The sequence below is a fragment of the Acinetobacter soli genome (assembly GCF_000760595.1).
Lineage (GTDB): Bacteria > Pseudomonadota > Gammaproteobacteria > Pseudomonadales > Moraxellaceae > Acinetobacter > Acinetobacter soli.
On record NZ_BBNM01000002.1, the window covers coordinates 363,629 to 378,606 of the forward strand.

A 14,978-nucleotide genomic window follows, 5' to 3' on the forward strand; every position below is an offset into this window, starting at 1 on the left:
CTCTGCTCTGTATTGCTGGGCAGCACAATATGCTGATTCCATCTGTTAAAACCGCCACAATCTGCGTATAGTGGCGGTTATTGTTTTTATAATCATAACAAATCTTGATTAAGCCCCCTTCAAGATGGGCTATACGAGCAATCGACATGACACAGTACACCGACCAGAGCCCAAAACAGTACTATCAGGCTCTGATTCAGCAGCAAGCCATTTTGGCTGATCCTTCGCAGCAGGCGGCAATTGAACAATTAAATGGGATCTGGGAGAAACTGGAACGCCCCAAAGCATTTTTTATACAGCGCCCTATTCGTGGGCTTTATATGTGGGGCAGCGTTGGCAGCGGAAAAACATGGCTGATGGATATTTTTTACCAGTCCTTAAGCTATAAAAAGAAAGTCCGCATCCATTTTCATCATTTTCTCAAAAATATTCATCAGCAGCTGGTGCATTACCGTGGCACGCGTGATCCACTTCAGCACATTGCCAATGATCTGATTAAAAAATATAAACTGATTTGCTTCGATGAGTTTTTTGTCAGCAATGTCACTGATGCGATGATCTTGTCCAATCTGTTTAACTTACTGTTTGCCAAGCGCGTGATTTTAGTGGCAACGTCGAATATCGATCCAGATAATTTGTACAAGCATGGCTTACATCGAGAGCGTTTCTTACCGACCATCCGCCATATTCATACGCATTGCCACATTCTCAAGATTGGCAATGCCCTCGATTATCGCGTGGTAAAAGGCCACCATATTCTGGATCAGTTTTTCTATTCGCCCCTCGATGCAACGGCCGATGCATGGTTAAGCAGTATTTATCGGCATCTGACCCAGCACAATGCACATCCCACGCTGATTCAAATCAATCATCGCGATTTAGAGGCACTTGGCGTACATGAGCGCGTGGCGTGGTTCAGCTTTGATCGGCTGTGCCGCGATGCACGTAGTCCGGCAGATTTTATCGAGCTGTGTCGTCGCTATGACCATGTGCTGATTAGCAATATCACCGAGTTAACGGACGCCATTTACGATGCAGTGCGACGCTTTATTTATCTGATTGATGAGTTGTATGAGCAAAAAGTAGTGCTGTATTTGACTGCTGAGCAGCCGATTGAACAGCTCTACACAGGTGAAAAGCTCAAATTCGAATTTCAGCGCACCTTTTCGCGCTTACAAGAAATGCAAAGTCGTGACTATCACGAGGCACGTATAGCCGTCACGCACAAAGAGATTCATTAACACCATAAGCTGCTGCGTAGAGGTCTTGCTTGCCACATCTCGATCTCGCGCAGTCGATGATTCACACAATAAAAACGGAGTTTAGCGTGGCTTTTATCGATTTTTCCATCGTTCAGATCAGTGTCATGCTCATGGCTGTTCTGTGTTCGTATATTATTTTTGGCATGATTGGCTTTGGAACGGCGCTGATTGCCAGCCCAGTTCTCCTCCAGTTTTTACCATTGGCCGAGATTATTCCATTACTGGCACTTCTAGATTTATGTGCTGCCCTGTCGAATCTCATCAGGGATGGTAAAAAAGCCGATATGACCGAGCTTAAACGGCTGATTCCACTGATGTGTGTGGGTAGTCTGATCGGATTTTTATTGCTGCTTAAAATTAAACCTGAAACGTCTTTATTGGCTTTTGCGGTATTTATTTTACTTTATGCGCTTTATGCATTAAGTGGAATTCAACCTGAGCGTCGCTTTGGCCCTAAACATGTCGTTCCTTTTGGATTCAGCGGTGGGTTATTGGGTGCCATGTTTGGCAGTGGCGGATTTATGTATTCGATTTATTTAAATGGTCGCTTACAAGATCCACAAAAAATCCGTATCACACAAACCACACTCATTGGCTGTAGTACGCTGCTACGCGTCATCCTATTTGCACTTGCTGGGGTGTATTTTTCGTGGCACATCTTCGCACTGATGCTGCTTTTTATACCATCGATGCTGATTGGCAGCTACGTGGGCAAACACATCACGCTTAAACTCTCTAAAGCGCAATTTTTAAAAATTATTCATGTGGTGATTTTTTTCTCTGGGCTTTCAATTTTACTGAAATATGCTTTGACCCATTCATAATTTTTGACCATGTACAGCCTGTCTACTCAGGCTGTACACGACACACATATTGATTAAAGCGTGTGACCGAGTCTCTCACCCATGACCACCACCGAGTTGGCTTTAAACTGGCTTTCCCAAGCCATTTTGTCTTTTTCAAACAAAACAATCGCGGTAGAACCCAAGTAAAAACGACCCAACTCATCGCCTTTTTCAAGCACCACATCATGATGGTTCAGCTCAAGGCGTCCAGTCGGTTTCACCTTGCCTGTGACCACGGTTTCAATTCCAGCCACAATCATCGCGCCCACCAGCACAACGGCCATACGGCCCAGCTCGGTATCAAACAGGCACACCATACGCTCGTTACGTGCAAACAGACCCGGAATATTTTCGGCTGTCACCTGATTCACCGAAAACAGCTCCCCCGGAATATACAAGGTTTCGGTTAAACGGCCTGTTAGCGGCATATGCACACGATGATAATCGCGTGGCGATAGATACACCGTTGCAAATTGCCCGTGTTTAAATGGCTGCGCCAGTTGCGGATCGCCAATCAGTTTTTCAACCGAAAAAGACTGTCCTTTGGCCTGAAACACCTCACCGTCATCGATACTGCCGATTTGTGAAATAGCACCATCGGCAGGCGACACAATACTGTCTTGGGCATTGTCGACCACACGGACGCCATCTTTTAAGGCACGGGTAAAAAATTCGTTAAAAGATTTGTACTTTAGGGCATCGGCCTGTTGTGCAATCGATAAATCAATGCCGTATTTGCTTTTGAACGCCTGAATGACCGCGGTTTTGACCAGCAGATTTTCGCTCTCGGCAAGCTTACCCACCACGCGACTTAACTGATGCTGTGGCACAAGCGATTGTGCTTTTATAAATAAATCTTTTTTTAATCGTGACGTTAAGCTCAAAATGGCTGTTCTCCGGTAATCACAGGACTATCGAGGCGATTGCCCCATTCACTCCATGCCCCGTCGTAAGCACGCACCGGCCAATCAAGCAAACGTGCCAAAATATACGCCAATCCCGAACGATGGTGGGACTGACAATACACAATAACAGGCTGGTCAAGACGAAAGCCGAGCTGTTGCAATCGGTGCTGAGTGCGTTCAAATGGATGCAATTTTAGATGATTTTCGCGGTTTAGGGCAGTACTCCATTCAAAATGAAGTGCGCCGGGCATATGTCCACCGCGTCGGGCAGCCAGTCTTAATCCGGTATATTCGTCATGTGTGCGGCAATCCCAAAGCTGTACCGATTGACTGTCAATCAAGGCGCGCAGCTCATCATACTGGATTTGATATTGGGCAGCATGTGAAGTATCAACCGGGTATAAATGACTGACGGGTTCAATCGTATCCACCTCGGACGTGGTGGGTAATCCGGCGCCAAGCCACGCATGAATCCCGCCATTAAGCAAACTGGTTTGGGTAAATCCGAGGCAGTGTAAGGTCCAGATCAGTCGTCCTGCCCATGCACCACCCTCGTCGTCGTAGACCACCACATGATGTGAGGGTGAAAGATTCAAATGGCGAATTAGGGCTTCAAGTTGTGCCTGATCGGGTAAGAGTCCCGTAGCGAGTTCTTCCTGACGAACCAGTTGTGCCGGACGAAGCGCGTAAGCATGTGCCAAATGCAATTGTTCATACACCGAGCTTCGGCTTAAATCGACAATACGCAACTGCGGATGATCCAGATACGCCAGCAGTTCGTCGGGCTCTATCAATAAACCCAAATTGATTTCAGGTACGGCCATTTCGTTTTAATCACATTCTCTAGGTTTGCCATGCCTCATCTTAGCATAGGCTTTTTTCAGGTCTTTCTGTTTTTCATGCATCTTTAGCAGAAAAAGTGCAATCACTTTTACACCAGTGCCACATCTTCAATGTCAAATACCTGACGTAAATAGGCCAAGAACGTGTCGTTATCGGTCATGGTTTTGCCCGGACTGTCTGAAATTTTCGCCACAGACTGTCCATTGCACTCGACCAGCTTTAATACGATATTGAGTGGGGTTTGTCCCATATCATTGGTGAGGTTGGTGCCAATCCCAAAACTGACTTTAAAGCGATCTTTAAAATACTGATGCAATTCCCATGCCTTTTGTAAGGTCAGGCCATCGCTGAAAGTTAGCATTTTGGTTTTGGTATCAATTTTTAATTGTCGATAATGTGCATAGGCCTTGTCGCCCCATTCGTACGGGTCGCCACTATCGTGACGCAACCCATCGAACAGCTTGGCAAAGTACAGATCAAAATCGCGCAAGAACGCGTCCATCCCCACCACATCGGTCAGGGCAATACCCAAATCGCCACGATATTCTTGTACCCATGCCTCTAGGGCCGCTTTTTGAAAATTGCGTAATCTTACGTCAAGCGCCTGAAATGCCTGCAAAAATTCATGTGCCATGGTACCAATTGGCGTAATATTTAATTCTTTGGCCAGCAATACATTGCTGGTACCCCGAAACACATGCGGTGAGCTACGATGAAACGACTCGACCACGTGCTTTTGCCATTCTAGACTGTAGCGACGACGGGTACCAAAATCGGACACCAGAAATGGCGGTTCGTCGTTTGCGTGCTGCGCTTCATACTGCTTGAGTAATTCAAGTTTGGCTTGCAGGCGTCGTTCACCCTCTTCAAGCACAGCCTCAGTACGAATACGTCGGAAATACAATTCATTGACAATCGCCAGTACAAAAATCTCAAACATCATGGCCTGAATCATCGGGCCTTCAACACTAATGTCCAAACGGCCTTTGGCATCGATACTGGCACGAATAAAACGGCGTTTGAGCTGAAACAGCTCTAAATAATCGACAAAGTCGCTTTTAATAAATCGAAAGGAACGCAAATATTGCAGTTCATCATCTTTGAACTTGAGCGCACATAAGTGATCGAGTTGTTCATTCAGATCATCCAGAATATCCGTCAGTGGATAAACCGTTTGATCCAGATTACGGCAGCGAAACTGGTACACACTGTGCGTCTGGGGGAATTGATGTAGCACCACCTGCAACATGGTAAATTTATAAAGATCGGTATCGAGTAATGAATGAATGATTGGAGACATAGACAACAAACATGCAGGTTAGCTTTATGCATTAAACCACATTTTTTTGGCAAGAATCACCTTGATTTGTATAAGACCTTTGTCCTGTCAGCACTGTGGCAATGTGCTGACTTTTGCTGTATTTCTGATAGTATTTTGCACATTTCGTTTTTGAGATCTGTCATGCGCGCACTACTACAACGCGTCCTTGAAGCCCACGTGGTGGTCGATGGACATACCACTGGAGCGATCCAGCATGGACTTCTGGTTTTTTTAGGTCTAGGTAAAGACGATGACCTCGACAAAGGTAAAAAACTGATCGATAAGATTTTAAAGTACCGGATTTTCGATGATGAAAACGGCAAAATGGGCTGGAATATCGATCAGGCGCAGGGTGGCTTACTGCTGGTGTCACAGTTTACCTTAATGGCCCAGACCCAAAAAGGCTTGCGTCCCGATTTCGGGCCAGCGATGCCACCGCAAGACGCCAAAGTACTCTATGAACAATTGGTGGAGTATGCCAAATCGCAATTTTCTCGGGTTGAAACCGGAATATTTGCAGCCGATATGAAAGTGCATCTGATCAACGATGGCCCAGTGACGTTTCAGCTCGAGATTTAAAACTGACCTTAAAAAAACAGGCGCCCGATACCGAGCGCCTGCTGTACACATCTCTTCTGACTTAGAACGATTTGCCGGTTTTTTCTTTTAAAAACTGGCGAGCTTGCTTGATCTTGAGCTTCACTGGCTTTGGTAGCTTTGGTGGAATCAGTTTTGCTGCCTGATTAAACCAGACCAACAGACTAAAATCGCCTTCCATTTTGATCGTGCCATTTTGCATCCCCGTCATAAACGCGGTTGGATCACCTTTGATCAAGGTTTTAACGCCCTGCTCACTGTCGGCAAATTGCAAAATAAAATCTGCTTTTTCTGCACTGCCCGCGGCTGTCTCGATTTGACCGTGATTGACGATGATTTGGCGCGCAAAACCCAAATCGGTGCCAATCTGAATACGAAAGGCACGGTCATGTGTGAGTTCAATAAATTTCGGGCAGGTACGTGCCAACTGCTTCATACGTAAAGCCAAACCCATGACCAGTAAGTCAAGCGGATCGGTACTTAAGTCGACCAGAGGTAACTTCACGACAGGTAGAGAAGAAAGTTTCATGACATTTAAGCCTATTTGTATTCTTATCAAAAAATGAACTGGGTCATCCTAGCACAAATGTATCGGCAGCTATACTGTGTTTCGTTCATAAAAGATGATAAAAAAAGTAAAAAAGGCGCAGCCGTACTGCACCTGATTTATGACTGGATCACACCGTTTAGCGGCTCGAATATTGCTGCTGATCGTCCTCATAGACAGGGGTGTGTTCGATATACTGACGATTTGCCAAGGCTTTTTGTGCGCGCTTGTCTTCTCGCAGTAGAATGATGGTGACCGTGACCATCGACAGGCTTAATGCCGCAAGATAACTGTAGGTGACCGGCAGTTCAAATACGGTCTGTACCCCAAAACGTACAACCTCGATCAAGCCCCAAAAAAACATACCTGCAAACATGAAACCGAGCCAATGACGGTACGGCGAAAAGAATACAACAGCTAGTGCAAGCACGATCATCCCGACACCAAGCAGTGTGGCGAAGCTGGCTGTTACCATACTAAACCTCCGTCTAAGATTAAGTTTCTGCATCCCGAGCAGAACATCAAGTTAAGTCCCTTCACGCATTCAACATCGTGCATTCAACAACGCATCTGTTTTTGTCTGTAGCTGCATTATGGAGGGTTTTTTTTAGAAAAAAAGAGTCAAAATGGCTTGTGACGACACACCCTGTCGCAACATTATTTTGTCATTACACATTTTCAACCATCAAAAAAAGCGCCGTTCTAGAGCTGATCGTTGTTGGCGTGTCATTACAACGCCATATCCTCAAAAAGCTGTGTTTTTTAATTTTTTTTTGCGCGATACGTTTCAAAATTTATCAATCGACGTATTGGGCTAAAGGGCTGGATTGGATGGGAATTTCATATAAAAAACGCCGCTCATCGAGCAGCGTTCAAAGCCTGAAAATCGAGCCTTTTAGGCACGTGTCAGATCCTTGTCATGTACCCCAAGTAAATACAGTACACCGTCCAAACCTACACTCGAAATGGCCTGATTGGCATTTTGACGCACCAATGGCTTGGCACGAAATGCCACACCCAATCCGGCAATCGACAGCATTGGCAGATCGTTCGCGCCATCACCAACTGCAATGGCCTGTTCAAGTGAAATGCCCATTCGCTGTGCCAGATCACGCAACAGTTCGGCTTTACGGGCGCCATCAACAATGGCACCTTTTACCTCACCAGTCACCACACCTGCCTCAACATCTAAAATATTGGCATGTACTTCGTCTATGCCGAGTTTATCTTGTAGATATTCGGCAAAATATTGAAAACCACCCGATAAAATCGCGGTGCGGTAGCCCAATGCTTTTAAAGTCGAAATCAGGCGCTCTGCCCCTTCGGTAATGGTCAGACGTTCGGCAATACGCGGCAATACCGAGGCATCCAAACCTTTAAGCAGCGCCACACGTGCACGGAAGCTTTGCTGGAAATCCAGCTCGCCCTGCATGGCACGCTCGGTAATTTCAGCCACCTGCTCGCCAACCCCTGCTTCACATGCCAGTTCGTCAATCACTTCTTGCTCAATCAGGGTCGAGTCCATATCGAAACAGACCAAACGACGATTACGGCGATAGGCGTTGTCTTCTTGAACTGCCACATCGATATTGAGTTCACCAGAAAGACTTAAACATGCCGCACGCATGGCCTGAGCATCGAGCATTTGCCCACTTAAACCAAACTGTACACAGGCACGTTGCGGTGCATCTTGCTGCGAACCCAGTGCTGGGCGGCCCGACAAACGGGTCACTGTTTCAATATTGAAGCCCTGATCGGAGACAATTTTGGTAACAGCTTGTAAATGTGAAGCGGTCAATTCTGGCGCCAATGCAGTCACGATATAGCGTGTACGGCCACCTTCGCTGACCCACTGATCGTATTCTGCACTTGAGATGGGTTTAAAGCGCACAGTCAGTCCAATATCATGTGCTAGAATCAAAATTTCCTTCATCGCTAGTGCTGTAGCGGTTTCGTCATCGGATGCAACCACGATGCCCAAGGTGAGCTGATTATGAATAACGGCCTGGCCGACATCTAGAATATGTAAGGAATGAACGGACAATACCTGCATTAATCGGGTGAACTGATTAGGTTGGTCGGGTCCCAAAAAAGAGATAAGAATGATTTCTCGCATGAATTGACTCGGGTTTGAGCTACAACTATTGTAAGAATCATAATCGAAATTGAATCTATTTGCCTTGGAAGTTTACGTTGAATGCACCTCGACAAGGGCTATTTGCTAGCCTATTAATCGTAAGTTTTGCTTTGCATACCTTTTTAATGGTGATTGCAACCACCCATCAACTCAATGAGAACCGTGCGAGTCAGGGGCAACTGATGACCAGTCAACTGGTCACCGACAGTCTGACCGAGCTGGAACCGGCCAATACGGTATCCTTGGCATTGATTGCCAACCGTTATGCCACCAACCCAAGCGTGGCCTCAATCCGTATTCTGGATGCCAACAAACAGGTACTGGCCACCAGTGGTATGGAAAAAACTCGCCAAGGCGAAGTGTTTGTACGGGATGCACTGCAAAACGAAAAGAAAGTCGGCACCATTGAAATCACGCTGATTAAACCCAGCATTGGTGAAATCTTAAGAACCCAGTGGTTGACCATTTTGGCCATGTTTGTCATTCACTTGCTCCTCTGGCTGGCATATCGCGCCATTGCTCGACCAAGCCGCAGTGAATATTTGGCACGCATCAACAGTGAAACTCGCTTAAAGCATGAAATCCAGCAATTGATTCAGGCGCTTGAAACAGAAAAGCAAAATACCATCACCTTGGTGGCACAGGCCAAACAGCAGGCGCAGCAAAAAGCCATTCAGATTCCAGACGTGGTATTGCCTGAGCACACACAAGGCGATCAGGCGGTGGCACTGAATATTCAGTTTTACGATCCGAAACAATTACTCAATAGCGTCAACCAGTCTGTTTCGGTGCCCTACTTCAAGCTCTGCCAGATCTTTTTACAAAAAAGCATTGAGCTGAGCTGCAAGCATTACCATGTGAATCCAAACGAGATTCAGGTGGTCAATGAATTTCAGCAGCAGGGCGCCAACTTGATCATGAGTAAGCCAACTACACAAGGTACACTGTGTTTACTCATGACAGGTGCCGTGTTCCAGTTGCTTTCTGACGTACTGTACAAGCGTTATCGTGAAGACAAACGTTTTGCCCTACAAACCCGTTTTGCCGTCTCGACTGCCGTTGAGGCCATGCAACTTAATCCACTCGAGGCAGCGCAGCGCCTGACTGGCTATTTGCATGCCAAAGAATCTGCATTGCACCTCAATCACCATCAGCTTAAAGTAGTGGGTGAGGCCTTCCAGTTGGTTGCCATGCCGAATCCAAGTAATGTGATGACCCGTCATGCCTTTATGATGAACGGTATGAACAATGACTGCGCCGAGACTGCACAGCGTATTCGCACCGAGATTCTGATGGGAAAAAAGGCGCGCGCATCGATTGATGCCTCTTTAGACCATACCTCAAAAATCTAAGTCTGCTTTCACATCACCAAAACCCGCGCTGGCGGGTTTTTTTTGTTTTTTTATGGGCTGAATTATCAGAAAATGCGAAAAGTTCATTCTTTTTATGACTAAAACGTTGATTATTTCGTGGACAGAATGCTTTAATTTCGATCCATTTAGGCTTTTCAAGTGACTTCGGTTCTGTGTATAAAGGGATGCCAGAAAGTAAATGCATGCAGCATAGGCAAATTCGGTGAAAACACGCTAAACTATGCTGCAAATTGTGAAAGATAATCGTCTTCGGACACAGTGAGAAGGGAAAGGCTTATGCCACTAAGTGATGTGGAAGCGCTTGTCGAAGATATCCGTGCAGGCAAAATGGTCATTCTAATTGATGATGAAGACCGTGAAAATGAAGGTGATCTAGTCATTGCTGCGACGCATGTACGTCCGCAAGACATCAACTTTATGATCACGCACGCGCGTGGACTGGTCTGCCTGACCCTAAGCCGCGAACGCTGCCAGCAGTTAAACCTGCCGCTCATGGTCGACCAGAACGGCGCACAGCACAGCACGAACTTTACCTTGTCGATCGAAGCCGCAGAAGGCATCACCACCGGTATTTCGGTAGCAGAACGTGCCCACACCATTCGCACTGCCGTGGCTGCGCATGCCAAACCAAGCGATATTGTACAACCGGGCCATATCTTTCCTTTAATGGCACAACCAGGCGGTGTTCTTCACCGTGCCGGTCATACTGAAGCAGGCTGTGATCTGGCTCGTCTAGCCGGGCTTGAACCTGCGTCGGTGATTTGCGAAATCATCAACGAAGACGGCACCATGGCACGTCGCCCCGATTTAGAAGTCTTTGCAGAAAAGCATGGTTTAAAGATTGGAACCATTGCCGATCTCATTCATTACCGTATGACCAACGAACAGACGGTCGAGCGCTTGAGCCAGCAAACTATCGAAACCGAATACGGTCACTTTGAGCTCTTCCGCTACCGTGAAGTTGGAAATCCGGATATCCATCTGGCACTGGTCAAAGGTGAGCCGCGTGAAGGCGTTACCACCGTGCGTGTTCATGGCTTTAACCCGACCCGCGACTTGCTCAAACTCAATAAGCAAGGCGGTGAGCCGGCGTGGAATCTGGATCGTGCTTTAAGCACCATTGCTGCCGCAGAGCGTGGCGTACTGGTCTGGATTGGACAGGATCATTTACAAGATTTGGGCCCTGCCCTTGAAAGCTTGACCAAACCGAAACCGTTAAAATCAAATGCTGCGCTGTCACAGCAATATCAAACGATTGGGGTCGGTGCACAAATTTTACGTGATTTGGGCGTGGAAAAAATGAATCTGCTCAGTTCACCTTTACGTTTTAACGCGCTGTCTGGCTTTAACTTGGAAGTGGTGAAATACATCACCGCAGATCAAACTCTAGAAAACTAATCGAGGTTGTTATGGCAATTCGCCGTATTGAAGGTTTATTACATCTCGCGAGCGAAGGCCGTTACGCGATTTTAGTGGGTCGTTTTAACAGTTTTGTCGTTGAGCATTTACTCGAAGGTGCAATTGACACCTTGAAACGTCATGGCGTTAGCGAGGATAATATCACTGTTGCTTACGCACCAGGTGCTTGGGAATTGCCAATCGTTGCTAAAAAATTGGCTGATTCTAACAAATTTGATGCCATTATTGCTTTGGGCGCAGTCATTCGTGGAAGTACTCCACATTTCGACTTCGTTGCAGGCGAATGTGCCAAAGGCCTTGGTGTGGTTGCACTTGAAAGTAGTCTTCCGGTTATCAATGGTGTATTGACAACTGACAGTATCGAACAGGCAATTGAACGTTCGGGTACAAAAGCAGGTAATAAAGGTTCTGAAGCAGCCTTAACTGCAATTGAAATGGTTAATCTGTTAAAGGCAATCTAAAGCATGTCGCAAACACTCCAAGCCGCTTATGCAGCGAAACGTAAAGCACGTCGTTTTGCTGTACAAGGCATTTATGAATGGCAAATGAGCCACAACCCTGTGCATGAAATTGAAGCACGTACCCGTGTCGAAAATGCGATGCACAAGGTCGATCTCAGCTACTATCATGAATTGCTCACGCAAGTGGTTGCACAACATGAAACATTGGATACGTTACTTGTTCCGGTACTAGACCGCGAACTCAGTGCCCTGGATGGCGTCGAATTGGCAACCTTACGTTTAGGTGCATATGAACTTCGAGACCATCTCGAGATCCCGTATCGTGTTGTTCTGGACGAAGCGATTGAGCTGGCCAAACATTTTGGTGGTGCCGATAGCCACAAATACATCAATGGTGTTCTTGATCGTTTGGCTTCTCGACTTCGTGAAGCTGAAAAACAACAAGCCAACTAAGGCGTGTTGCGTGCATGGCTGAGTTTTCTGTAATTGACCAATATTTTTCCCGTTCGGCCTTACATGGCGATGAACTCGGTGTTGGTGACGACTCAGCCCTGCTTACGCCGCCACATGGCCAGCAACTGGTCATCTGTACAGATACCCTGATTGCGGGTCGGCATTTTCCACTTAGCACCTCTGCCCATGCCATTGGCTGGAAAAGTGTTGCAGTTAATTTGTCTGATATTGCTGCAATGGGAGCTAAACCACACAGTATTTTGCTGGCACTTAGCCTTCCAGAAGTCGATCATAACTGGTTAAGTGAGTTTAGTCGTGGCCTATATCAATGCTGTGATCAATTTGGGGTACACCTCATTGGTGGCGATACCACACAGAGCCCGCACCTCACCATTACGGTGACGGCGCTTGGTTATGTCGATCAGCAGCAAGCCGTATGCCGATCTGGCGCACAGGTGGGTGACTATGTGGTGGTCAGTGGTCAAGTGGGTGACGCTGCCTATGGTCTGGCACATTTAGGCTCTGCCTTGCAGCAGCGACTGGATTATCCAACACCACGCTGCGAACTCGGACAACGCCTGAAAGGGTTTGCATCAAGCATGATTGATGTTTCCGACGGTTTGGCCCAAGATCTGGGGCATATTTTAAAAGCATCTCATGTTGGGGCGCAGCTCGATCTTGAGCAGCTACCGCTCGACCCTGCACTCGAAGCGCTTGAAAATACAGCCAAGTGGCAGTTTGCACTTGCAGGGGGCGACGACTATGAGCTGTGTTTTACCATCTCACCTGAACATTTTGAACAACTTCAACAGTATTCTCTCGATACCAAAATCACAAAAATTGGTCAGATTACCGCACAACAACAATTGACCTATCATTATCAAGGACAGGACTACCCGCTTCAACTGCATGGATACCAACACTTTGCCTAAACCTTCAATCGACTTTAAACGCATGTCTTGGTTCAATCGCTGCATCGTATTTTGTGGTGTTGGCTTTGGTTCAGGCTTGGCGCCCAAAGCACCCGGCACTTTTGGCTCGGCCTTTGCCTTACTGTTCATTCCGTTTTGGGTCTGTATCGGTTTTTATCCAAGTGTGGCTCTGATTGCACTGATGAGTGTAATCGGGATTTTTTTCTGTGGGAAAACCGCAGAACTGATGGGTGTACACGATGATGGCCGGATTGTCTGGGACGAATTTGCAGGACAATCGATTACCGTATTGCCTTTAATCTATTTTAATGTAATGGATGTAAAATGGGCCCTCATCAGTTTTGCCCTATTCCGGCTGTTCGATGTGTGGAAGCCGTGGCCCATTCGAGTGATTGATCGACAGGTGCACGGCGGATTTGGCATTATGCTTGATGATCTGATTGCAGGGCTCTGGGCTGCACTGTGTATTTTGATATATTTATCACTGGTCTAAACCGTTAAGTAGGTTATTCATGACAACGACCGTTATTATTCTTGCTGCGGGCAAAGGAACGCGTATGCGCTCTAGCCTTCCTAAAGTATTACAGCCTTTGGCGGGCCGTCCTTTGCTCGGACACGTCATTCAAACGGCAAAACAACTGCATGCACAAAATATTATTACCATCTATGGACACGGTGGTGAACACGTTCAGCAACAATTTCAGCAAGAAAATATTCAGTGGGTTGAGCAAGCCGAACAACTGGGCACAGGTCATGCGGTTCAGATGACGTTACCCGTGTTACCACAAGAAGGCATGTCACTGATTTTGTATGGTGATGTACCGTTGGTGCGCCAAGAAACTCTCGATCAGCTCCTTGCCGTATCAAGTGCGACAGGCATTGGCATGATTACGCTCAATGTGGACAATCCGACCGGATATGGACGCATCATTCGTGACAACGACAAGATTCAGGCGATTGTGGAACATAAAGATGCCACTGAGCAACAGCGTCAGATTCAGGAAATCAATACCGGCATCTATTGCGTCAGTAATCAGAAACTGCACGCATGGTTGCCAAAGCTATCGAATAACAACGCCCAAGGTGAATACTATCTCACCGATATTGTGGCCATGGCCGTTGCCGACGGTTTGGAAATTGCATCAATTCAGCCCGAACTGGCCTATGAAGTAGAAGGCGTCAATGACCGTCTACAACTGGCAGCGCTCGAGCGCGAATTTCAATTGCAACAAGCCAAAGGACTGATGCAACAGGGTCTCACCTTGAGTGATCCGGCTCGTTTTGATATACGTGGTACGCTCAAAATCGGACAAGATGTCAAAATCGATATCAATGTGATTATTGAAGGTGACTGTGAACTGGGCGATTTTGTCGAAATTGGCGCGGGTTGCGTATTAAAAAATACCCGTATTGCTGCTGGCACAAAAGTGCAACCTTACAGCGTGTTTGAAAATGCGGTTGTGGGTGAAAATACTCTGATCGGACCATTTGCGCGCTTGCGTCCGGGTGCAGAGCTGGCCAACGACGTACACATCGGCAACTTCGTTGAAGTGAAAAATACCCGTATCGGGGTCGGCTCAAAAGCCAACCATTTTACCTATCTGGGCGATGCCGAAGTTGGTGCTGGTTCGAATATTGGTGCAGGGACCATTACCTGCAATTATGATGGTGCAAATAAATTTAAAACCGTGATTGGTGATGCTGCATTTATTGGCTCCAACAGTTCACTGGTTGCACCTGTACATATTGGTAATGGTGCCACCGTGGGTGCAGGTTCGGTGATTACTCGTGATGTGAGCGACAATGCACTGGCATTTGAGCGCGCGCAACAAATTGAAAAAGCAAATTATCAACGTCCGCAAAAGTTGAAAAAATAAGAGGTA

16 protein-coding genes are annotated in these 14,978 nt (G+C 46.7%); 10 read left to right on the plus strand and 6 right to left on the minus strand.

The window, feature by feature from the left end:
- The first annotated feature begins 146 nt into the window (after positions 1–146).
- Together zapE and Aso01_RS04060 are read left to right on the plus strand one after the other, a co-directional pair.
- Positions 147–1,241, plus strand: a complete 1,095-nt coding sequence (gene zapE / locus Aso01_RS04055; RefSeq protein ID WP_004933765.1) for a cell division protein ZapE — start codon at positions 147–149, stop codon at positions 1,239–1,241.
- A gap of 86 nt (positions 1,242–1,327) precedes the next feature.
- Entirely contained in the window at positions 1,328–2,086 is a 759-nt protein-coding gene (locus tag Aso01_RS04060; protein ID WP_004933763.1) for a sulfite exporter TauE/SafE family protein, read from the plus strand.
- Between the two features lie 53 nt (positions 2,087–2,139).
- On the opposite strand, the gene asd is transcribed toward Aso01_RS04060, so the two are convergent.
- The 3 genes from asd to pncB form a co-directional block, all read right to left on the minus strand.
- Positions 2,140–2,991, minus strand: a complete 852-nt coding sequence (gene asd / locus Aso01_RS04065) for an archaetidylserine decarboxylase (RefSeq protein WP_004933759.1) — start codon at positions 2,989–2,991, stop codon at positions 2,140–2,142.
- Complete coding sequence (locus tag Aso01_RS04070) at positions 2,988–3,836, minus strand: sulfurtransferase (protein WP_004933755.1); 849 nt, start codon at positions 3,834–3,836, stop codon at positions 2,988–2,990. The genes asd and Aso01_RS04070 overlap by 4 nt, the downstream gene beginning before the upstream one ends.
- Before the next feature lie 107 nt (positions 3,837–3,943).
- Positions 3,944–5,155, minus strand: a complete 1,212-nt coding sequence (gene pncB / locus Aso01_RS04075; protein WP_004933750.1) for a nicotinate phosphoribosyltransferase — start codon at positions 5,153–5,155, stop codon at positions 3,944–3,946.
- 162 nt (positions 5,156–5,317) lie between these two features.
- Between pncB and dtd the strand changes: the two genes are divergently transcribed.
- Positions 5,318–5,755, plus strand: a complete 438-nt coding sequence (gene dtd, locus Aso01_RS04080; RefSeq protein ID WP_004933748.1) for a D-aminoacyl-tRNA deacylase — start codon at positions 5,318–5,320, stop codon at positions 5,753–5,755.
- A 61-nt stretch (positions 5,756–5,816) separates the two neighbouring features.
- Here the strand turns inward: dtd and Aso01_RS04085 are convergent, their stop codons facing one another.
- From Aso01_RS04085 to serB, 3 genes are all read right to left on the minus strand, one after another.
- Positions 5,817–6,302: a hypothetical protein gene (locus Aso01_RS04085; protein WP_004933745.1), complete on the minus strand. Its 486-nt coding sequence runs from the start codon at positions 6,300–6,302 to the stop codon at positions 5,817–5,819.
- 157 nt (positions 6,303–6,459) lie between these two features.
- Positions 6,460–6,795, minus strand: coding sequence for a ciprofloxacin tolerance protein AciT (gene aciT / locus Aso01_RS04090; RefSeq protein WP_004933743.1), 336 nt, complete (start codon positions 6,793–6,795; stop codon positions 6,460–6,462).
- Between the two features lie 420 nt (positions 6,796–7,215).
- On the minus strand, positions 7,216–8,436 hold the full coding sequence (gene serB, locus Aso01_RS04095) for a phosphoserine phosphatase SerB (RefSeq protein WP_004933741.1): 1,221 nt from the start codon (positions 8,434–8,436) through the stop codon (positions 7,216–7,218).
- Between the two features lie 59 nt (positions 8,437–8,495).
- Between serB and Aso01_RS04100 the strand changes: the two genes are divergently transcribed.
- From Aso01_RS04100 to glmU, 7 genes are all read left to right on the plus strand, one after another.
- A complete protein-coding gene (locus Aso01_RS04100; RefSeq protein ID WP_171063718.1) occupies positions 8,496–9,809 on the plus strand; it encodes a hypothetical protein in 1,314 nt (437 codons plus the stop codon).
- A gap of 297 nt (positions 9,810–10,106) precedes the next feature.
- On the plus strand, positions 10,107–11,228 hold the full coding sequence (gene ribBA, locus Aso01_RS04105; RefSeq protein WP_004933737.1) for a bifunctional 3,4-dihydroxy-2-butanone-4-phosphate synthase/GTP cyclohydrolase II: 1,122 nt from the start codon (positions 10,107–10,109) through the stop codon (positions 11,226–11,228).
- Between the two features lie 11 nt (positions 11,229–11,239).
- Complete coding sequence (gene ribH / locus Aso01_RS04110; RefSeq protein WP_004933736.1) at positions 11,240–11,710, plus strand: 6,7-dimethyl-8-ribityllumazine synthase; 471 nt, start codon at positions 11,240–11,242, stop codon at positions 11,708–11,710.
- A gap of 3 nt (positions 11,711–11,713) precedes the next feature.
- Positions 11,714–12,163, plus strand: a complete 450-nt coding sequence (gene nusB / locus Aso01_RS04115; protein ID WP_004933735.1) for a transcription antitermination factor NusB — start codon at positions 11,714–11,716, stop codon at positions 12,161–12,163.
- Between the two features lie 14 nt (positions 12,164–12,177).
- A complete protein-coding gene (gene thiL / locus Aso01_RS04120; RefSeq protein WP_004933733.1) occupies positions 12,178–13,095 on the plus strand; it encodes a thiamine-phosphate kinase in 918 nt (305 codons plus the stop codon).
- Complete coding sequence (locus Aso01_RS04125; RefSeq protein ID WP_004933730.1) at positions 13,073–13,588, plus strand: phosphatidylglycerophosphatase A family protein; 516 nt, start codon at positions 13,073–13,075, stop codon at positions 13,586–13,588. Before thiL ends, Aso01_RS04125 begins: the two co-directional genes overlap by 23 nt.
- A 19-nt stretch (positions 13,589–13,607) precedes the next feature.
- The gene (gene glmU, locus Aso01_RS04130; RefSeq protein ID WP_004933728.1) at positions 13,608–14,972 is read left to right on the plus strand and encodes a bifunctional UDP-N-acetylglucosamine diphosphorylase/glucosamine-1-phosphate N-acetyltransferase GlmU; all 1,365 of its coding nucleotides are present in this window, start codon (positions 13,608–13,610) and stop codon (positions 14,970–14,972) included.
- Positions 14,973–14,978: the final 6 nt, after the last annotated feature.